Annotated in this window: 16 protein-coding genes and 3 pseudogenes; 8 read left to right on the top strand and 11 right to left on the bottom strand. The window is 70.4% G+C overall.

Going from position 1 to position 19296, the window contains the following annotated elements; translation table 11 throughout:
* Window positions 1–8: 8 nt before the first annotated feature.
* Complete coding sequence (locus ACIF8T_RS39495) at window positions 9–2288, bottom strand: ATP-binding protein (protein ID WP_400042197.1); 2280 nt, start codon at window positions 2286–2288, stop codon at window positions 9–11.
* A gap of 468 nt (window positions 2289–2756) precedes the next feature.
* Between ACIF8T_RS39495 and ACIF8T_RS39490 the strand changes: the two genes are divergently transcribed.
* The 4 genes from ACIF8T_RS39490 to ACIF8T_RS39475 all read left to right on the top strand — a co-directional run bounded on the left by ACIF8T_RS39490 (window position 2757) and on the right by ACIF8T_RS39475 (window position 9442).
* Window positions 2757–5864 carry an AfsR/SARP family transcriptional regulator gene (locus tag ACIF8T_RS39490; RefSeq protein WP_400042200.1) on the top strand — a complete coding sequence of 1036 codons (3108 nt, stop codon included), beginning with the start codon at window positions 2757–2759 and terminating at the stop codon, window positions 5862–5864.
* Between the two features lie 777 nt (window positions 5865–6641).
* Window positions 6642–7556, top strand: coding sequence for an NADP-dependent oxidoreductase (locus ACIF8T_RS39485; RefSeq protein ID WP_400042195.1), 915 nt, complete (start codon window positions 6642–6644; stop codon window positions 7554–7556).
* A gap of 36 nt (window positions 7557–7592) precedes the next feature.
* The gene (locus tag ACIF8T_RS39480) at window positions 7593–8072 is read left to right on the top strand and encodes a MarR family winged helix-turn-helix transcriptional regulator (protein WP_400042194.1); all 480 of its coding nucleotides are present in this window, start codon (window positions 7593–7595) and stop codon (window positions 8070–8072) included.
* A gap of 296 nt (window positions 8073–8368) precedes the next feature.
* Window positions 8369–9442 carry an alkene reductase gene (locus ACIF8T_RS39475; protein ID WP_400042192.1) on the top strand — a complete coding sequence of 358 codons (1074 nt, stop codon included), beginning with the start codon at window positions 8369–8371 and terminating at the stop codon, window positions 9440–9442.
* Between the two features lie 398 nt (window positions 9443–9840).
* Here the strand turns inward: ACIF8T_RS39475 and ACIF8T_RS39470 are convergent, their stop codons facing one another.
* The 3 genes from ACIF8T_RS39470 to ACIF8T_RS39460 form a co-directional block, all read right to left on the bottom strand.
* Window positions 9841–10245, bottom strand: a complete 405-nt coding sequence (locus ACIF8T_RS39470; protein ID WP_400042190.1) for a hypothetical protein — start codon at window positions 10243–10245, stop codon at window positions 9841–9843.
* Between the two features lie 788 nt (window positions 10246–11033).
* Window positions 11034–11576, bottom strand: coding sequence for an SMI1/KNR4 family protein (locus tag ACIF8T_RS39465; RefSeq protein WP_400042189.1), 543 nt, complete (start codon window positions 11574–11576; stop codon window positions 11034–11036).
* A gap of 579 nt (window positions 11577–12155) precedes the next feature.
* Window positions 12156–13058: an aminoglycoside phosphotransferase family protein gene (locus tag ACIF8T_RS39460; protein ID WP_400042187.1), complete on the bottom strand. Its 903-nt coding sequence runs from the start codon at window positions 13056–13058 to the stop codon at window positions 12156–12158.
* Between the two features lie 557 nt (window positions 13059–13615).
* Here ACIF8T_RS39460 and ACIF8T_RS39455 point away from each other — a divergent pair.
* Window positions 13616–14062, top strand: a complete 447-nt coding sequence (locus ACIF8T_RS39455) for a DUF5707 domain-containing protein (protein ID WP_400042185.1) — start codon at window positions 13616–13618, stop codon at window positions 14060–14062.
* Here the strand turns inward: ACIF8T_RS39455 and ACIF8T_RS39450 are convergent.
* Window positions 14049–14327, bottom strand: a pseudogene (locus tag ACIF8T_RS39450) (transposase); the annotation flags it as partial. The gene ACIF8T_RS39455 and the pseudogene ACIF8T_RS39450 sit on opposite strands and share 14 nt — an antisense overlap.
* A gap of 39 nt (window positions 14328–14366) precedes the next feature.
* Window positions 14367–14756: an AQJ64_40280 family protein gene (locus ACIF8T_RS39445; protein WP_400042183.1), complete on the bottom strand. Its 390-nt coding sequence runs from the start codon at window positions 14754–14756 to the stop codon at window positions 14367–14369.
* Window positions 14757–15008: 252 nt separating this feature from the next.
* On the opposite strand from ACIF8T_RS39445, the gene ACIF8T_RS39440 reads away from it, so the two are divergent.
* Entirely contained in the window at window positions 15009–15257 is a 249-nt protein-coding gene (locus ACIF8T_RS39440) for a response regulator transcription factor (RefSeq protein WP_400042182.1), read from the top strand.
* 34 nt (window positions 15258–15291) lie between these two features.
* Here ACIF8T_RS39440 and ACIF8T_RS39435 read toward each other — a convergent pair.
* From ACIF8T_RS39435 to ACIF8T_RS39415, 5 genes and pseudogenes are all read right to left on the bottom strand, one after another.
* Window positions 15292–15640: pseudogene (locus tag ACIF8T_RS39435) on the bottom strand (transposase); the annotation flags it as partial.
* A 202-nt stretch (window positions 15641–15842) separates the two neighbouring features.
* A complete protein-coding gene (locus ACIF8T_RS39430) occupies window positions 15843–16226 on the bottom strand; it encodes a peptidase inhibitor family I36 protein (RefSeq protein WP_400042180.1) in 384 nt (127 codons plus the stop codon).
* A gap of 290 nt (window positions 16227–16516) precedes the next feature.
* Window positions 16517–16675 (bottom strand): annotated as a pseudogene (locus ACIF8T_RS39425) (transposase); the annotation flags it as partial.
* A 25-nt stretch (window positions 16676–16700) separates the two neighbouring features.
* Window positions 16701–17084: a hypothetical protein gene (locus ACIF8T_RS39420; RefSeq protein ID WP_400042178.1), complete on the bottom strand. Its 384-nt coding sequence runs from the start codon at window positions 17082–17084 to the stop codon at window positions 16701–16703.
* A gap of 121 nt (window positions 17085–17205) precedes the next feature.
* A complete protein-coding gene (locus ACIF8T_RS39415; RefSeq protein ID WP_400042176.1) occupies window positions 17206–17976 on the bottom strand; it encodes a transposase in 771 nt (256 codons plus the stop codon).
* Between the two features lie 72 nt (window positions 17977–18048).
* On the opposite strand from ACIF8T_RS39415, the gene ACIF8T_RS39410 reads away from it, so the two are divergent.
* Both ACIF8T_RS39410 and ACIF8T_RS39405 read left to right on the top strand, forming a co-directional pair.
* Window positions 18049–18432 carry a hypothetical protein gene (locus ACIF8T_RS39410; RefSeq protein WP_400042174.1) on the top strand — a complete coding sequence of 128 codons (384 nt, stop codon included), beginning with the start codon at window positions 18049–18051 and terminating at the stop codon, window positions 18430–18432.
* A gap of 359 nt (window positions 18433–18791) precedes the next feature.
* Window positions 18792–19208, top strand: coding sequence for a hypothetical protein (locus ACIF8T_RS39405; protein WP_400042172.1), 417 nt, complete (start codon window positions 18792–18794; stop codon window positions 19206–19208).
* The last annotated feature ends 88 nt before the right edge of the window (window positions 19209–19296 follow it).

Below are 19296 nucleotides of genomic sequence, written 5' to 3'. Positions count from 1 at the left end.
CACGTGCGTCATCCCGCCTGCCTGGCCGCCCACGCGGCGACGTGGGTCCGCGAGCGCAGGCCGAGCGTCGTACGGATGTTGCGGACGTGCGTCTCGACGGTGCGCACCGACAGGTGCAGGCGTGCCGCGATCTGACGGTTGGTCAGTCCCGTGGTGACCAGGGTGATCACATCCCACTCGCGCGGGCTGAGCGGGTCGTCGCCGGCGGGTGCGCCCCGCGCGCCGCCCACGACGTCCTGCGGCCGGGCCGGGACACTCAGCCGTCCGTGCCGCGCGTAGGACAGGATCTGCCGTGACTGCAGTTCCCGTCCCGCCGCGAGCGCGTTCTCGGCCCGCGCCTTGGGCAGCGCCCGGCGCGCCGTGTCCGCCGCCTCCTCCACCTGTGCGCGGAACCAGGGCGGCAGCGCGGAGACCGCGGACGGGCCGTGCGTCTCGGCGGCCGCGCACAGCCGCAGGGCCCGCTCGAAGCGCCCGTCGCGCACGGCGGCGACGGCCAGTCCCCAGAGCGCGAGGCTCCCTCCGCCCGGGTGGTCCGTGCAGCTCAGCGCTTCGGTGAAGTGCGCCTCCGCCTGGGCGGGTTCGTCCCGTTCCAGGGCGAGGACGCCCGCGGCGAACAGCGTCATGCGCAGCAGGACGGGGACCGCCTGGGCCCTGAGCACCGGCAGGGCCTCGTCGAGCCGGCGTGCCGCCCGGGCGGCGTCGCCGCCCGGGAGTGCCTGCCAGGCGAGCAGGGTCAGGCAGAAAGCGACCGCGACCGGGTCGCCGATCCGTTCGCCGATCTCCCGGCACTCCCGAAGGTCCGCGCTCGTCCCCCGGTCGCCGCGGTGCGTCCGTGCGGCGCTCAGCACCAGCAGTGCCCGGCAGAGCAGCGGGTCGTTCCGCCGGGCGCGGCCGCGTTCGAGCGTGACGGCCTCGGCCGCCAGGCGGATCGCCACGTCCGACTCCCGCTGCTCCGCCGCGAGTCCCGCCGCCGCCGCGAGGGCGACACTGCGGTCGTCCGCTGCCGGGTCCGTACTGTCCAGCACCTCGGTCAGCAGGGTCCGTGCCTGCTCCGCCGGCCGTCCCCGGTGGAGGTCCGCCACGGCCAGCGCGCCGGCGAGGAGGAGCCGGCGCGGATCGTCGCCGGCGCCGAGCCACTCCAGCACACGGGTGAGGGTGTCGCGTTCCGCCGCCAACCGCCGACGGGTCCCGACGGGCGTGACCGCCGTCTCCCGCAGCGGACGGGCCAGTTCGGCCAGCCACTCGGCGAGCCTGCCGTACGCCGCCGCCTCCTCGCCCTCGGCGCGGAGCCGCTCCCGCCCGTAGCACCGGGTCGGGGCGAGCATCCGGAACCGGGCGGAACCTGCCCGGTCGGCACAGGCGGTGATGAGGGACTTGGCTTCGAGCGCGGCCAGCAGTTCCGGTACGGCCGCCGCGGGGATGCCCCTGCCCACGGCGAGGGCCGCGGCCGCGCCCGGCCCGAAACCGCCCGGGAGCAGCGAGAGCGACCGGAACAGGGACCGCTGCGCCGGCGTCAGCAGGTCGTAGCTCCATGCGAGCGCGGACCGCAGGCTCTGATGGCGCGGGTCCGCCGTACGCCATCCGCACGTCAGCAGGGACAGGCAGTCGTCCAGCCGGTCGCACAGCGCGGCCGGCGGAAAGGCCCGGACGAGGCCGGCCGCCAGTTCCAGCGCCAGCGGCAGCCCGTCGAGCCCGGCGCACAGCGCGGCGACGTGCGCGGCGTTCTCCTCGGTGAGCTCGAACGCGCTGGAGGCGGCCCGGGCCCGGTCGACGAAGAGCCGGACGGCGTCCGAGCCGAGCAGGCCGCCGAGTGAGACGCCGCCCTCGTGGTCCGGCAGGCCGAGACCGGTCACCGAGTACACCGTTTCGCCGGGAAGCCGTAACGGCTCACGGCTGGTCGCCAGCACGCGCAGCTCCGGACGGCGGGGAAGCAGCCCGCTGAGGAGCGGACCACAGGCGTCGAGCAGGTGCTCGCAGTTGTCCAGGATCAGCAGCCGTTCCCGGTCGGCGTCCACGGCACGACGGTGCGCCGCCGACGTGCCCCGTCCGTCCCGGTCCCCGGCAAGACCGGAGACGATACGTTTCCGCGCCTCTTCGCCGGTGCCGGCCGAGGCCAGATCCACCAGGCACACCTCGCTGCGCCCACCGCGCTGTTCGAGCCCGGCCAGTTCGAGCGCCAGGCGGGTTTTGCCCACGCCGGCCGGACCGGTCAGGGTCAGCAGGCGTGTGGTGCGCAGAAGACGCCTCGACTCGACCAGTTCGTCGGAGCGGCCGATGAAGCTGCTCAATCGGGCCGGTATTCCCGGCAAAGCCGTGCCGCTCGCCGCGTCGGTTTTCAGCCGCTGCCGGTAGGCGCGTTGACGACAGGCATTCGAGCAATATCTGGGAGGCGTTTTCCTGGTCCCCGCTCCGCCCGCACCCTTCTTGCGAAACCGCTTACCGCACGTATCGCAAACTGACAAGGTCGATTCAGCGTCAATCATGCAGGGACCCCCTTCACCAGGGCACTTCGTGCTGCGCTCTCACCTCGTATGCTGCATGGGGGGCCTTGGTCACGTCTTGCTCTCCGCTTGCAGTCCCGCTGCAAGCGGAACGCCGGCCCTTGTCCCACGGACAAGTTCGGGCGGGTGCGGGACAAGAGGACAATCAATGGACGACGACCGCGTGAACATGCTTTGTGCGCTGCTTGTCCCGCGCACCGAGAAGGGGAGAAACGGAGGTAGCCGGCGCCGCAAAAGAGCCGGCCCTGAGTGGTGATGACGAAAAACGACTCCGCAGAAGGCCGAAATGAGTCAGCTCCCGGAACCGAGTACGCGATAGGACTTCTCGGCCCCCTGACGGTCGTCCGCGCCGGGGCGCCGCTCGACCTCGGTCCCCGCATGCGGCGTGTGCTGATGATCCGCCTGCTGCTGGAAGAGGGCCGCTCCGTGGCCATGGACCGGCTGTGCGAGGACCTGTGGGAGGGCCGTCCGCCGGCCGGCGCCGTCTCCTCGGTGCACGCCCACATCAGCAGGCTGCGTGCCGCTCTCGAACCGGACCGTCGCCGGCGCGGCCGGTCCCGCGTCCTGGTCAGTGATCCGGTGGGGTACGCCCTGCGCCTCCCCGTGGAGGCCCGCGACAGCGTCCGTTTCGAGCAGGCCGTGGCAGAGGGGCGGCGGCTGCTCGACGAAGGGCGCGTGGCGAGCGCCCGCCAGGAGATCGAGAGGGCACTGGGCCTGTGGCGCGGAGCACCGCTGGCGGACGCGGACGACCGCGCGTTCGCCCTGGCTGAGATCGCCCGGCTCGACGAGGTGCGACTCGCCGCCCAGGAGATCCGCGCCACGGCCATGGCGCGGGCGGGCCGGCTCGAACAGGCCGTCGTCGCCGCGGAGGAACTGACCGCCGGCCATCCCCTTCGCGAGACGGCGTGGAGCCTGCTGATCCGCGTCCTCTACCTGTCCGGCCGGACCGCGGAGGCCCTTCAGCGCTACGAGGCGGTCCGTCAACTCCTCGCGCACGACCACGGACTGGAACCCGGCCCCGCCCTGCGGCGGATACACCTGGCCATCCTCCGCCACGACACCTCCGCGCTCTGCCCGAACGCCGCTCCGGACCCCCTCCCGGGGCCGCGCCACGGCACCCCGGGGACCCGGCTCCCCGTCACCGGCGGGAACTGGACCGGTGAGCGGCCGGACCTCCGCGGCGGAGAGCAGGACGAGCCCGGCGACGGGCGACCGCACGCCCCGGACAGCGCACCCCGATCCCCTGCCGCGCTCCCGGCGACCGGGGCAGCCCCGTCCCCGCCCACCACGCCCCGCCCCGCCCAGCTCCCCGCCGACCTGTCGACGTTCGTCGGGCGCCGCGCGGAACTCGACCGCGCCCTGGCGCTCCTGCCCGAGCCGGACCGGCGGTCCGCCCCCACCATGGTGATCAGCGCGATCAACGGCATGGGCGGCGTCGGCAAGACGGCCCTCGCCGTCCACTGGGCCCACCGCGTCGCCCACCGGTTCCCCGACGGCCAGCTCTTCGTCAACCTGGGCGGTTTCGGCCCGGAGGAGTCCGCCATGAGCCCGGCCGAGGCGGTCCGGGGCTTCCTCGGCGCCCTCGGGGTGGCCCCGCAGCGGATCCCGGCGGGGCTCGACGCCCAAACCGCCCTCTACCGCAGCCTCATCGCGGACAAACGGATGCTCATCGTGCTGGACAACGCCCGGGACGCGGAGCAGGTCCGGCCCCTGCTGCCGGGCGCGCCGAACTGTCTGGTCGTCATCACCAGCCGCGACCAGCTCCGGGGTCTGGTCGCGGCCAGCGGCGCCAGGCCCCTCGCCCTCGGGCCGCTCACGGCCGCGGAGGCGCGCGAGGCCCTGGCCCGCCGCCTCGGCCCCGACCGGGTCGCGGCGGAGCCGGACGCGGTGGAGGAGATCGTCACCCTGTGCGCGAAGCTGCCCCTGGCCCTGGCCGTGGTCTCCGCGCGGGCCGCCGCGCACCCCACGTTCAGCCTCGCCTCCATCGCCGCCGTCCTGCGCCGGACGCACGGCAGTCTCGAAGGCTTCCGGGACATGGACGCGTTCAGCGACGCGCGGACGGTGTTCTCCTGGTCGTACCGGGTGCTCACTCCCCCGGCCGCCCGCCTCTTCAGGCTGCTCGCCCTGCACCCCGGGCCCGACCTGTCCGAGCCCGCCGTCGCCGGCCTCGCCGGCCTCCCCGCCCGCGAGGCCCGGCACCTGCTCACCGAGCTCACCACGGCGCACCTGCTCACCGAGCACGAGCCCGGCCGCTACGTCCTGCACGACCTCCTGCGCGCCTACGCCGCCGAGTTGCTCGACGCCGACACGCCGGCGGAGGAGCGACGGGCCGCTCTGCACCGGATGTGCGAGCACTACCTGCGCTCCGCCCGGGCGGCCGCCCGTCTGATCGCTCCCCACCGGGCGGACGTCGACCCCGGCCCCCTCGGCGAGGGAGTGCTGCCGGAGGAGCCCGTCGACCACGGGCAGGCCATGGAGTGGTTCACCACCGAGCACAAGGTGCTGATGGCCGTCGTCCACCTGGCCGGCGAGACCGGCTTCGACTCCCACGCCTGGCAGCTCGCCTGGCTGCTCCAGCCCTACCTGGAGCGCAGGGGGTACTGGCACGACCAGGTCACGGTCCAGCACACGGCGCTGCCCGCCGCGGAGCGGCAGAGCGACCTCGCCAGCCTGGCCAGGGCGCACGAGTGTCTCGGCGCGGCCTACGTCCAGCTGGGCCACGAGGACGCCCGCACCCACATCGACCGGGCCTTCGAGCTGTACGGCGAGCTCGGGGACACCGTCGCACAGGCCGGTGTCTGCCTCCTCCTCGTCATGGCACTCCACCGCGGCGGGGACAACCGGCAGGCACGCGACCACGCCCAGCGGGCCCTGGCCCTCCACCGGGCGGCCGGAGATCGCGCCGGGACGGCCCAGAGCATCTCCGCGATCGCCTGGTGCCACACCGTGCTCGGAGATCACACCCGGGCCATCGCCCTGGGCCGGTACGCGCTCACCCTGCACGGGGAGGTCGGCAACCTCAGGTGGCAGGCGGCCACCTGGAACACCCTGGGCTACGCGCACCACGGGCTCGGGGACGACCGGACGGCGGCCACCTGCTACCGGTACGCCATCGGCCTCTTCCGCGACCTCCAGGACACCCCCAACGAAGCCGGTACCCTCGCCCGTCTCGGCGACGTGCTGCACTCGACCGGCGAGACGGACAGGGCCCGTACCGCGTGGCAGCACGCCCTGATCACCCTGGAGGCACTGGGCCGCCCCGAAGCCGACGAGGTCCGCGCCAGGCTCCGCGGCCTGGAGCATCCCCCGTGCGACAGCGCCGGTCCGCGGTGCGACTCGTCGGCGCCGCACCACCGGCAATGATCGACGCCGGGGAGGGCCGGCGCATCGGTGAAGTCCGCCGTTACGCGGATCAGTTCCGTGGCGCTGGTGTCTCGTCATGGGCAACGCGCCAGGAGCACGACCGGAATCGCCGGGACGACCCCGGGCCAGGGCGTCGGCGACGTGGCCGCGGACCTCGTGACCTGCCCGCCCGCCCGCTCACCGGAGCGGGCGAGGCGTTCCCGTCGCGGGCCATTGCACCGCCGCGCACCGCGAACCGAGCCGTCACACGTACCAGGCTGCCGCCCGGCACCGCCGCGGCACGGTCGGCTGCACCACCGGCCTGATCATCGCACCCCCCGTGCGTGAGATGCGCCGCCGCCGTCCCGGAGCCGGTCGGCCGCTGGAGGGGGTGGAGGCGGCCGGAGATGCCGGGGCCCTCCCCCAAGGACGACCGGATCCTCGATCCCGGCCTCGTTCGGAACGAGGTTCTGCCGGGCGGTCGGCTGCTGATCGGCGGAGAAGACCCGCCTGTGGACCAGGTTCGCCACCGAGGGTCCCTCCCGTGCGGAGGACCGGGCCCCCTCTGCTGTCCGACCCTGTCAGCAGTCACCATCGGATCTGCACGGTCAGCACCACGCCGGCACGCGAAATGTCCGAGTTCACCGGACCGCGCGACACCTGTCGGCAAACGGTCGCGGAGCGCTTCCGGGATCCTCCTCGCAGCAATTACTTGGCTAGCCACACAAACGGTGCTACTTTTATGTGGTCGGCCACAGAATGTGGCCGGTGCGGCATCCCACTCAGAGGAGAGCAGTCATGAAGGCCATCGTTTTCGACACGTTCGGCGGCACCGAGGTCCTGCACGAGGCGGAGATCGACGTCCCCCAGCCCGGCCCCGGCCAGGTCCGTGTGCGTGTCCAGGCTGTCGGCGTCAACCCGGTGGACGGCAAGATCCGCTCCGGTGGCATGGAGGCCATCTTCCCGACCACGCTGCCCGCCGTGCCGGGCGGGGAGATCGCCGGTGTGGTCGACGCCGTCGGCGAGGGCGTCGACCACCTGAAGGTGGGGGACGAGGTGCTGGGCTGGTCCGACACCGGCTCCTACGCGCAGTACGCCCTGGCGTCCGCGGCCGTCCTCGCGCCCAAGCCGGCCGGCCTGGACTGGAAGCACGCCGCCGCCCTCCCCGTGGCGACCGACGGCGCCGAACGCGTCCTGGACCTGCTCGGCGTCACCTCCGGGGAGACGCTGCTGATCCACGGCGCATCCGGCGCGCTCGGCACCATCGCCGTTCAGCTGGCCGTCGCCCGCGGCGCCCGCGTCATCGGCACCGCCGGACCGGCCAACCAGGAGTACGTCACCTCGCTCGGCGCGACCGCGCTGGTCTACGGGGACAACCTGGTCGAGCGGGTCCGTGAAGTCGCCCCCGAAGGGGTGGACGCCGTCTTCGACGCCGCGGGCAAGGGCGCGCTGGAGGACTCCATCGCCCTGCGCGGTGGCACCGACCGGATCGTCACCACCGCCGACTTCCGCGCCGCCGAACTCGGCATCGTCTTCGCCGAGGGCCCCCAGCGCCGCTCCGCCGCCCGCCTCGCCGAACTCGCCCAGCAGGCCGCGGACGGCACACTGGTCACCACGATCAGCGCCACCTACCCGCTCGCCGAAGCGGCCAAGGCCCAGCAGGCCAGCGACGCGGGCCACAATCGAGGCAAGATCGTCCTCACCGTCGACTAATCCGTCACCGACTCTCCGGGTCTCGAGGGAGCAGCAATGTCAGACACCACCTCATCGGAGCTGCCGAACGCGGCGGGCGAGGGGCCGTTGAGCTACGCCGTCTTCCAGCTCGCCCGCGCCCACCGCGGCCATGCCGCCGCCATGCTGCGCGCCATGAATCTGCACCCGGGACAGGAACTGCTGCTGATGCAGCTCTTCGACCACGATCGCCTGACCCAGGCGGAACTGCTGGAGCGGGTCGGTCTCGACCACTCCACCGTCTCCAAGTCCCTGCGGCGCATGCAGGAAGCAGGGCTGCTCACCCGGGAGCCCGCCCCCCATGACCGGCGGGTCATGGTGGTCCGTCTCACCGATGCCGGCCGTGCCCTCGAGAAGCCCATCGCCGACATGTGGCGCTCCCTCGAGCAGATCTCCGTGCGCGACCTGACTCCGGAGCAGGTCGAAGTGTTCACCACGTGTGCGCACATCATCGAGAAGGCGATCAGGGACCGCAGCCGGCAGTCCCCGGCCGAGTAAGCAGGAACGGAAGGCCGGCCCGCTTGCCGGGCGGACCGTCCCCTGTCCTGTGCGGAGCGAGGGCTCGCCCGAGGGCAGCCCTCGCCGCCGGGGCCCCAGGGGGACGCCTCGCCTTCACGCACGAGTGGCGCACAACCGTGGCGGGCGGGGACGCGCGTACCCGCACGTCGGCCGTCGCGGACCCGCCGGCACAGCCCCACCGCCCGGGACCGGCGCGCCCGGACGGCTCGCAGGCCGGTCACGCGGCAGCCGGCTCTTCTTCTCTTCCCTCCTTCTGCGACAACAAGGAGATTTCCATGACGAACGCGTTTGCCCGGATCGAGGTGGCCGGCCAGTCGATGGCCAACCGCATCGTGATGGCGCCGATGACCCGGAGCCGGGCCTACGGGCCGGGCGCCACCCCGACCGACCTGATGGTGACCTATTACAGCCAGCGCGCGAGCGCCGGTCTCATCGTCACCGAAGGGATACAGCCTTCACCGGTCGGCCAGGGCTATCCCGACACGCCGGGCCTGCATTCGCCGGAGCAGGTGAGGGCCTGGCGCAAGGTCACCGACGCCGTCCACGCCGAGGGCGGGGTGATCTTCGCGCAGCTGATGCACACCGGCCGCATCAGCCACCCCAGCCTGCTGCCTCCCGGGCTGAGCCCCGTCGCGCCCTCACCCGTCGCGGCGAAGGGCCAGGTGTTCACCCACCAGGGGCCGATGGACTTCGTCACCCCGCAGGAACTCGACGCCGACGGCATCGCCCGCACCATCGCCGACTTCGCCGACGCGGCACGCAACGCGATCGCGGCCGGCTTCGACGGGGTGGAGATCCACGGCGCGAACGGCTACCTGATCCACCAGTTCCTCGCACCCAACACCAACCAGCGCACCGACGGCTGGGGTGGTGACACCGCCGGCCGGGTCCGCTTCGGTCTGGAGGTGGCCGCCGCGGTCGCGGAAGCGATCGGCGGCCACCGCACCGGGTTCCGCATCTCGCCCGCGAACCCCTACAACGACATCGCCGAGCAGGACGCGGCGGACGTGGAGAACACCTACACCACGCTGGTCACCCGGCTCGGCGAACTGAACCTCGCCTACCTGCACATGATCGAAGGAACCGACCGGGGACTGACCGCACGCCTGCGCAAGACCTGGCCCTCCACGTTCGTTCTCAACCCGCTCACCCATCCGCACCCCACCGGCCCGGACGCACTCGCCCTCATCCAGGACGGCACCGCGGACATGATCGCTTTCGGGGCGCTGTTCCTCGCCAACCCCGACCTGCCCGCCCGCCTGGCCGCCCAGGGGCCCTACAACACACCGGACCCCGCCACCTTCTACGGCGGTGACCACCGCGGTTACACCGACTACCCGCACCTGTAGGGCGAATCCTCACCGCGGGACGGGCTCTCGCTCCGGCCGGCCGCCGACAACAGCACGCCTACCTCAAACTGTTCACCACCCTCGGTGACCACCGGCGCTGCCACCACCGTGCCGGCCCCGACATCCTGGGCCCGCGCACCGCAGGACTGGACGCCGAGAAATGGGGCCACCTCACCGACGCGGCCGACCTCTACACCCACGCCCGCATCCAGCGCCGTCCGGAAGACCTGCGCACCCGCACCACCGCCGAACGCGCCGCCCGCCTACCGCCCGCTTCACCCCTGCATCCCCGGCCACCGGACAACGCGCCCCGGCCAGGCCCGCGTCTCCACAGGACGCTGCCCCGGCCACTCCCGGACCGCCCCTGGTCGGTGTCCCGGGCGGTGACGGTGCCATGGTCACAACTCGCACCACCGGCCCAGCGCGCCCGGCACCCCTGTCCGGATGAAGAGGCCCACAAGGGACCACGTACGATCGACCGTCAGGACGAAGTCGCCGCTGAAGGCGGCCAAATCGTCCATGACCGGAACGTCGACCACGGCATCCGCCGCGACGCTGCCGTCCCCGACGAGCAGGAACGACCGCTCCGCATCGTCGAGCAGATGGATGACCGCCCGGTCACCTCGAAAGCCAAGAGCCAGCCGGGAGAACTCACCACCGGACGGCCGGACCTCAAGGTACCCCTGACCGTGGGAGCGCAGTTCGGCGAAGTGCTCCGCCAACTCCCCGAGGACCGAATCCCTCTCCACGACGCAGTGCCGCCCCGACGACTCCAGTGCCGTCGCCGTCCACGTCACCCGCATCCTTGCCCCTCTCCCCCCGGGGCCGCCTCTGTTTCGCTGGTCCCCCGATACTGCCCGCCCGCGACCGCCCCGCGGCCATCCGCGGGGCGGGATGCCGCACCAGCCGGCCGACTCACCGCCCCGCACCCGCGCCGCTCCCGACGGGAAAATGCTGCACGGCCACTGGGTGGGTATCCCATAGCGGACCGACACCCCCATCGAGCAACGAGAACGGACGGCCGTGACGACCGCCTGCAGCGAAACCCCCACCGAGCGCGTCCCCGGGCGGGCCTGGACGGTCCGGATCACCGGACACAGCGACCGCTCCGCCACCGTCTCCTGCAGCACCCCCACCTGCCGGATGCCGCCCCGCTCCAAGAACCTGGCGATGCTGCGCGCCTTCGCCGCCCGGCACGCCGCCGTCCTGGCCCGCGCCCCCAACTCCTTGCCGGACAGCCCACCATGCAGGCACCGGCCACCGGACCCGGCATTCCGGGCGGCTTCTGCTCACCCTCCACCGGCCCCACCGAGGCCGACAGCCGCACCGCACCCGCGCGCCGCTCCCGCCGCGCCCCGCAGCACACCCGTCGACAGCGCCCGGGCCGAAGCCGCTGAACACCCGGCGCGCATCTGCTGCCACGCTGGGCCGGGCGCTCGGGGAACACACGGGGGCTCGCCGGGGTGCACCCGGCCTGTCGGCGTACTCCTGGGTGGCCTTACCCATGAGACCGGGCAGCAGGTGTTCACCCCTTCGGGAGGCACCGCGGATTCGAACATCACCGCCCCTGTAACTGCCCATGACTGAGCGTTCAGTCCCACCAGCCGTTGCCGGTGTGCCAATGCCGCACCCACTCCTCAAAGCCCCATGCCTTGTCACCGGGCGTCGGGACGGCGCCGACGCCGGCGACCATCCACACCTCGCCGCGGCGAGGACCGGTGGTCAGCAGAAGCCAGAACGCCTGCCCGTCCTCGGCCCCGAGGACAATGGACCCCTTGTTGAACGCGGCGTCGATCCGCGGGTCTTCCGGGTCGGCACTCTCGTCGTCCTCCCAGGGCCAAGCTGCCTCCAGAGGGAACAGTTCCCCTGGCTGCCGCGGGCCGAGGTCGGGCCACGTGTCGGGCAGCCAGCCGAGCGGCTGGAGACCGCCGTCGCCGGCGGGACCCAGGCTCGATCCGTTGCTGACCTCCGCGATGAAGGTCCTGTACGGCTCCGGCAGGACCACCCCGTTCTCCTGCTCCCATTTTGCAACGGCTTCATGCCCGAGCGCCGGCTCGCGCCATTCCGGTGAGAACACGGAGCGCAGGAAGTCGAGAGTGGTGTCGGCGGGACGCTGATCACGTGTGCTTGTCACGGCAGCATGCTGGCAGAGGGGGCTGACAGCCAGCCCATCGCGGCCGCCCTCTGGAGCTGAGCCGCCCAGGCTGTGTACATCGAACAAAGCGGAGGCAGACGCCTCCCGAAGTGGTCAACATCTGTTGTCCGTTCTCATGGACAAAGCCAGTCGACGACGTCCTCCGCGACGGCCAGCACGTCGCACTCCGGCTCGGCGACCCGCCCACCCCAGTGCCTGAGCCCGTGGCCGACCTCCTGCTCAACCACCTCCAAGCCCTGCCCGCCGGCACCCCCGCCATTAACCAGAACTCGCCCTGGCTCTTCCCCGGCCGCCGCGCGAGCCAGCCCATGAACCCGCCCCCCTGCGCGACACACTCCGTGAACTCGGTATTCCGACCGAGAAGGGCCGGACCCCCGCCATCCGCCGGCTCGTCCTCCAGGCCCCTGCCCCCGTCATCGCTCAGGCAGTCGGCTGCTACGACAAGAGCACCACCCGTATCGCCGCCGACGCCGGAGCCCTTTGGAAGAGCTATGCTCCGGGCGATCACAGCGGCTGACAGGCACCAGGGCACGAGATCGGCTGAGGCTGGCGGAGCACTCAGCCGTCGGCCAGAGCCATGAGGAACTGAGTCTCCGCGTCGTCCCGCCCCGCACATCTCCTGGGGACCGCGATGAGGGCGGCCAAGGCTCGGCACCAACCCATCACACGACGAGGAGACATGCCGGGAACCAGCGCCGCCAGCTCCTCGACCCTCTGCTCCAGCACGGCTGGGTCTGCAACTCCTTCCAGCACCCAGTCCACAGCGTCGAAGTCCGGGTCGCCCCACGTCGGCCTCGGATCAATCGCCACCAAGCGGGCGCCCGGACCAGACAGCACGTTGGCCGGGTGGAGATCACCATGCACGAGCCTCACAGGCCCGTTGCCTGCAAGTCCCAGGGCTGCCGCTCGCGCCTGCCGAAGCACCTTCGGGGCAGCCGGATCGTTCACGTCGCCCGCTGCCAGCCTGCGGTCGGTCAAGTCGAACATGAAGTCGACGCGGTGTGAAAGAAGCCGCAGTACCGAGTGCTCACTCGGCGCGGGAGCAGAAGCCCGCAGGTCCCGCAGCAGCGCCGCGACCTCGACCAGATTCCATACACGCTGGCTCACCTGAATTCCCGGCTCCACGTCCTCCAGAAGCAGGGCTCCGGCGGCCAGGTCTTGTGCCAGCAGTGTGACAACGGACGGCGTCTTTGCCCAGGCCTGCAGAGCTTCGGCTTCCTCCCGGGCAATCCCGGGCTCCGGCGTGAGTTTCAGCCACGCCGAGGTGCCGGTGTCCCGCTTGAAGCAGCGGAACACCCGCGAGGTGCCTCCTCCGCCCGCCGCGACAAGCGCCAGATCCCAGCGGGCAGCCAGTTCGTCCACGAGAGCCGGCAACTCATCACACCAGGTCAGCACCTCGGCTCCGAACCGAACGACGAGCCGGTCCCGGACCTCTGGTGCGATGCGGGCCAGCTCTCTCAACTTGTCCCCCGCGGGTGGTGGATGCAGTCCTCGCGCATCCTGAGCTTGTTCTTTTTCTTCTGGCCTCGAACGGTGTCCCGAACGTGGTCACTCACCTGGGCATTCGCCGGACACGAGGGCGGCCTTCGTCTGATCCTGTGCTCCGTCACGAGGAGAACCAGCCGAAGGCCGTTGTCATGAGTGTGGTGTGCCCGGATGTCCGACGGGAAGCGTTCATCAGATTTCTGCCGTTCCGAACAGGGGAGGGTGCCCTGTCCACCGGCATGCGGCCACCGGTACGGGCCGCTGCGGCAGGCGACTTGTCCATCGAGCGGAAGTACTGCTTTTGCGGGCCGGCGGGTTTCCTCTCGTCCCCTTGGTATTCCTCCGGCGGGTGGTCGGCCGCGCAGAGCCCGCGCACGGGCGAGTTGCGCGAAGGGGCAGGGCCAGGGGCCCAAGTCACCATCCATAGTTGAGTATGCGTACTCACGGCCGGGCTGCCCCGCGCGGTGATCATTGATGCAGCGGCGCAGTCAAGCGCGCCGCTGAAGTTGACACGATCACGGGGGAGAACTGACATGTCTCGACGCATCATCCTGGGCTCGGCCGCCGCACTCGTCGTCCTCGGCGGTGCCGGAGCGTTCGCCCTGGCCCACGCCGGGGAGCAGCCGCCCGCCCTGAACAACAGCACCGCCCGCTATATGGCCCCGGCCGCAGACCGCGAGGGCTCCTTCACCTTCACGACCGACGTCACGGCGGCCTCCGGCGTCAAGAGTCTCAAGGTACTGGCCTGGCCCGCCGACTCCCCCTTCGCCGCGAAGAACCCGCTGACCGAGAAGGAACTGGCCGCCGTGGAGTCGGCCACGTGCAAGCCCGCCGGTGACGACACCGCCCGCTGCACCTACAAGGTCACGGTGACCGCTGCCGAGGCCGCCAAGGGCCGCTGGCACGTCGCCACCCTCGCCACGGCGGACAACGGCGACACCGCCTTCAACGACAAGACCGCTACCTTCACCGTCGACTGAGCTTGCTCTGCCAAGACCGGCCAGGTTTGCCGATGGCCTTGAGGGTCTCGAGGCGTTTGACGGTTTTACCAACGTCGTAGCGGGGCGCGGGATGGCGGTTCTTGGTCCCGGGCGGTCGTCCGGGGCCAGCTCCGCGAGGTTGAGGAACACGGGCCGGACAGAGCAGGTGGGCTCGGATGTTCCTGAACCCTCGGCGGACCCGGGCCGGGGTGAGGCGTTCGGGCTTGGTCGGCTTCTCCCAGGGCTGACGGAGGTCGCCGGCCGCGGTACGGAGGCGCCGCCTGTCGTCTCGGAATGCGGCGGGCTACCGATGGCCAGTGGCTTCGCGGGCTCGTCGGAGGGCTGCTCCTGCTTCCGGGCCGCCTGCCACGTGCACCGACATCCCCGGCAGGAACGGCAGCGCCGCCCAGTGGGTGATGTGGTCCTCGCTCGGTCCGCCCGGGGGGTAGCGGATGATGCCGTCGGAGTCCACGAAACAGTCGTGGTAGTGGCTGTCGTCCTCGGACTGGTGCTGGAAGGTCATGGGGATGTACAGATCATGAAAAACCATGGGGCTGACCAGCCAGTAGTGTTCACCTGCGACGGAACGGTCATGGAAGTCGTGCGGCCAGGTGCCGAACGTCGCCGCCGCGACAGGCTCCCCGGGTCGAGGCAGCCTTTCGCGTGCGTCGACCCATTCCATATTCACCTGCATGTTCGGTGGTCCTCCGGGGCGTTCGGTTCTTGACTGTCGCGTGTTGCTATTCCGCTCCGGCGCATCGGGGAAAGACCCGATCACGCTCGTCTTCTGGGACGTCTCGGCGTCCGGCAGGGTTGCCTGTCCGCTTCCGACGCGCTGGGAGCGGGAGCGGGCCGTCCGGCTTCAGCGGCGGGGCGCATGGTGCCAGCACTTCTCCGGGTGAGTGAACGCAAGCCGTATCCGGGTGACTTATCGGATGAGCAGCGGATGTGGCACCGGGCCCGGCCGGGCCACGGCAGCGACACCGCGGCACGCCGGATCTCGGACCTGACCCCGACCGAACTGGACGTCCTCCGGCTGCTGGGCACCGGCCTCTCGAACGCCGGGATCGCTGCACGGCTCCACCTGAGCCCCGGCACGATCAAGGCCCACATCAGCAACATCCTCACCCGCACCGACTGCACCAACCGCGTCCAGGCGGCGGTGCTGGCGCAGGAGGCGGGGCTGCTCGACTGACGGCCGGCAGGCCGTGCAATCAGTGAAAGCAGTGCCCTCTTCTGAGGGCTCTGGCGTGCGAAGCGTCGACCGCGGTGTCATCCATGTCCAGCAGGCCAGCCTTCCGCAGTTCGGCGAGAAGGACGGCGTGAAGGCGCAGCCAGACGCCGACTTCGGTCCGGTCCTACAGCCGCCGCCAGGCCGTCACCCCCGCTGCACCCGGTCCGCTCCGCGGGCCCATCTTTCCAGCTCACGCCCTCGTACAGGGCATGGACGATGCCACGCAGCGCGGCACGGTCGTCCGTCGGCAACCGCCCGCGGTACCGCCGTCGACGGGGAGGCCGGGGCGGGAGCGGCGAGGCGATGCGCTCCCCCAGGCCATCAGGCACAAGATCGCCCGACACCCGCAGCACCTTGCCGTTACGCGGCCCGACTGCCAGGACTCACCGCAGACCTGATGAAACGATCAATCACAGTCCCCTGCAAGGTCATCTGCGACCACCGCCGAATTCGCCGATGGCGTTCACATCCAGGACGCCATCCGGCCCGAGCCCGCCATCCTCCCGCGGAGCGCGAGCGGATGGCGGGCTCGGTCAACCAGCCGGCTCAGCCCCCGCAGCCACTGACCGAGATGGAGGTCACCGCGTTGTCATAGAGGAACAGGAGTTCCTGCTTTGCGCCCGCCGGGATGCTGAAGGGGTAGCCGTAGTAGTCGGCATCGAGCCAGATGCAGGCTTGACCGCCGCTGCGGTTCCACACCGAGCTGGCCCGGTCGTTCCACGCCCAGCCGATGTTGGGGATGTCCACCGGATCGAGCTGCAGGACGTCCCCGGTGTTGTTGTGGCCGTCAAAGAGGCAGATTTTGCCTTCTGAACAGCGGGGCACGCCCCCGTCCTTGGGGTCATCAGCCGATGCGGTTCCCGGAGCCGCCAGTACGGCGGTGGAGGCGATGACTGCTCCCACTACCGCGGTTCTGACTGTCAGTTTCATGAGTGTCCTCTCCCGTTGTTGCCCGTGGAAGCGCGGTCATGGTCACCGCGTCCAGTTGTCGCTTCTCGAGGGCATCCAGTCGTACGACGGTTGCCACGCGCATGTGGTTCACAGGGATGACGTTGGTCATGACCTGCCGGAAGAGGCGGGCCGTGGCATCCTCGCGACTCACCGATCGTTTCAGAGTGACGTTCGAAGTCGTCGCAGGGAGATGATGGCCGGCTTCGCGGCGAACCCGCGCACCGAATCGATGGAGGTGGCTCTGTTCACGAGATACGGTTCTGGCTCAACAGGGGCGACCAGATCCTTTCCACGGGATTGGAGTCGGGTGCGTAGGGCGGCAGATAGGAGATGGTCAGCCGGTCCCGTGAGGCGGCGAACTTCCGCAGGCCGGCGGCCTTGTGCACATTCAAGTTGTCCCAGATGAGCACGCTCGGGCCGCCGAGGGGGGCATCCGATACTGACGCGGCTGAATCAGTCGGTGTCGCACTTCTCAAGCCGGGTTGTCTTCTCCTGCGGGGCGCCCGCGGCGTCCTTACGGAACACGACGGAGTAGCAGCGATAGGCCCGGGAGTATGAGGTGCCGAACATGGTGGTGTCCTCGTACTCCCCGAAGAAGCGGACGGTGGTGGCCAGCCGGCCTTTCGAGCGTGCGTAAGAGGTGAGCCTGCCGTCATGCCGTTCGGCGATGCTGCGCACGGCTTTCTGGCCAGCAGGGTATGGCGAGACCGCCATCACGTCACGTGCGTACGACCGGGCCAGGGCTGCGGTCCTGTTCAGGGCTCCTGCCTCGTTTCGTCCATTCGCACGCTCCTGGCGGTGGAGCATGACCATGAGCACCAGGGCCGCGATCAGCACGGCGACGATGTGCGCCAGGAGAGCAGCGGGGCATCCGAGGGCCGGCCGTCGTGAATGCTTGTGCGCAAGGGCTGTTCCGTAAATGATCTCTGACGTGCGGGATGGACTGCTCGTGTCTCCGTCACCCGGCGAGGGTGCGGTTGTGCAGGCGGGCGATTCCAAGCATCGCGTGGTGGACGCCGTCGCCTTTGAGGCGGCAGTCGCGCAGGATCCTCCAGGTCTTCATGCGGGCGAAGGCGTGCTCGACGCGGGCGCGGACCTTGCGGTGGGAGGTGTTGTGCTCTTCTTTCCAGGCCTGGAGTTCGGCTTGTCCGCGTTCACGGCGGTGCGGGATGACCAGTCCGGTGCCTCGGTAGCCGCCGTCCGCGATGACCGTGGTCTTGCCCACTGCGGCCTTGGCGCCGGACGGCTCCCAGGCCTTGCAGTCGTTGCGGTTGCCGGGCAACGGCCGGCCGATGGCGACGACGAGTCGGGTGTCTGCATCGATGACGACCTGGTGGTTGGTCGAGTATCGGTAGTTCTTCGACTGCTCGGCGGCGGTGTGGTCACGCGTGGGGACCAGGGTGCCGTCCACGATCAGCACGGCGTCCTTGCGGAACCGTTTGCGAGGCTGGAGCGCGAGCGACGGCCCGAGGTAGTCGATGATGTGGTCAACGGCCGACTTGGACACCCCGAACAGCGGGGCGGGTTGCCGCAGCGTCAGGTTCGTCCGCCAGTACGCGGCGACCAGCAGAACCCGGTCCTCCAGCGGCAGGCTCCACGGCCGGCCCTTGCGGACCGGATCCGCTCCCTCGCGCCGCAACGCGGTGATGAGCTTGCCGAACTGCCGCGGGCTCAGCCCGCTGAAAGGGGCTGTCCAAGACGGCTCCGACGCCGTGATCACACCAGCCACTCCAAGATCATCCCAGTTGCCGGTGCTGCCTCCTGTCCTCGATCCTGGGTGCTCAGCAAGCATGGAGGGCACATGGGGCTGGTTCTGTTCCCAGGCGACGGAGACAGCAGCAGCCCAGATGTGTCCTGGGCCTACAGCGGCTTTGCCGCGTTTCGTCGGCGTCTAGCCGAGGCCGAGGGATTCGATCTCTCCGAGATGTCGGGTTTCGGCGGTGAGCGTCCGTGGAGCGAGGTGTCCACCGCTTTGGAGCCGCTCCTCGATCACCCCGATGACGGCGGGGACGATCTCTCGCCTGCCCAGTGCGCGTCGATTCTCATCCGGCTGGAAGCGATCACCGACCAGTGGGCACGGGAAGGCGGCGACCAGCTCCTCCAGCAGCACATCGAGGATGGCCGCCAGCTTGCGGGCGTCTTGCGGCTCTGCATCGAGAAGAACGTCCCGTTGGCATTCCTCTGACGCCCCACCCACCACAGAAGGTACTTACGGGACAGCCATTATGCGCTGGTTCCTGTCTGATTCGGGTGGTAAATCTCCCGGCTATGGCAGGTGTCTACCGTGAACCACCAGCAGAGCTGGGTGTTCTCGTCGCCGTGACGTAAGTCGCCGTCGCCTTTACTGGATCTAATGGGCCGGTTTGTAACTTAATGTTCGGTTCATCGCTGGGCTCGGGTGGGAGGTGCTGTTCGGTCCTCCGTGCCGGAGAAGAGCGCGAGGCGGCCCGCCAGGGCTTCATCAGCAGCCTCAGTGTCGTCGCCGGTTCCCCGGCTGGACTGCACCCTTGACCTCAACCTTGGTTGAGGCGCAACACTCGATGCATGGAGATCACAAAAAGCAGCACAATTCTCTTCCGCAATACCATGCGCATCACGGACGGTCACCTCGACGGTTTCCGGCGCGCCATCGCGCAGGCGGTGGCATTCGCGCAAGAGCACGGCCCTCAGCTCATGGTCGAGGTCTTCATCGACGAGGAGCGGATGCTGGCGCACAGCTTCCAGCTCTACCGCGACTCCGATGCCATCCGCGCCCACTGGCGGCTCTCGGATCCGTACATCCGCGAGGTAATGGAGCACTGCACCGTGCAGCACTTCGAGATATTCGGCACACCGGACGATGACATCGTGGCGGCTCTCAAGACCCCCGATGGCGAATCCTTCCCCTTCGTCGTCTTGCCGCGCATCGTCGGCTTCAACCGTCTTGGGACGACCGGCTTGGACGAATCGCACTCTTACTGACGTTGTCGCCGTGATGTCGTCAAGGTGAGGCCGGTTTCGGCGAGGCATCCGTTGATGAGGTTGCTGCGGTACTGGATCTGGCGGAGAC

Origin of the sequence: Streptomyces sp. NPDC085946 (genome assembly GCF_044540485.1) — a bacterium.
Classification (GTDB): domain Bacteria; phylum Actinomycetota; class Actinomycetes; order Streptomycetales; family Streptomycetaceae; genus Streptomyces.
This window is presented reverse-complemented; position numbering and strand designations above follow the sequence as displayed.

What these genes read in the sequence shown, in the direction of transcription:
- ACIF8T_RS39490 (WP_400042200.1), top strand. Translation starts at nt 2,757, where the DNA reads ATGACGAAAAACGACTCCGCAGAAGGCCGAAATGAGTCAGCTCCCGGA.
- ACIF8T_RS39485 (WP_400042195.1), top strand. Translation starts at nt 6,642, where the DNA reads ATGAAGGCCATCGTTTTCGACACGTTCGGCGGCACCGAGGTCCTGCAC.
- ACIF8T_RS39480 (WP_400042194.1), top strand. Translation starts at nt 7,593, where the DNA reads ATGTCAGACACCACCTCATCGGAGCTGCCGAACGCGGCGGGCGAGGGG.
- ACIF8T_RS39475 (WP_400042192.1), top strand. Translation starts at nt 8,369, where the DNA reads ATGACGAACGCGTTTGCCCGGATCGAGGTGGCCGGCCAGTCGATGGCC.
- ACIF8T_RS39470 (WP_400042190.1), bottom strand. Translation starts at nt 10,245, where the DNA reads ATGCGGGTGACGTGGACGGCGACGGCACTGGAGTCGTCGGGGCGGCAC.
- ACIF8T_RS39455 (WP_400042185.1), top strand. Translation starts at nt 13,616, where the DNA reads ATGTCTCGACGCATCATCCTGGGCTCGGCCGCCGCACTCGTCGTCCTC.
- ACIF8T_RS39445 (WP_400042183.1), bottom strand. Translation starts at nt 14,756, where the DNA reads ATGCAGGTGAATATGGAATGGGTCGACGCACGCGAAAGGCTGCCTCGA.
- ACIF8T_RS39440 (WP_400042182.1), top strand. Translation starts at nt 15,009, where the DNA reads ATGTGGCACCGGGCCCGGCCGGGCCACGGCAGCGACACCGCGGCACGC.
- ACIF8T_RS39430 (WP_400042180.1), bottom strand. Translation starts at nt 16,226, where the DNA reads ATGAAACTGACAGTCAGAACCGCGGTAGTGGGAGCAGTCATCGCCTCC.
- ACIF8T_RS39410 (WP_400042174.1), top strand. Translation starts at nt 18,049, where the DNA reads ATGGGGCTGGTTCTGTTCCCAGGCGACGGAGACAGCAGCAGCCCAGAT.
- ACIF8T_RS39405 (WP_400042172.1), top strand. Translation starts at nt 18,792, where the DNA reads ATGGAGATCACAAAAAGCAGCACAATTCTCTTCCGCAATACCATGCGC.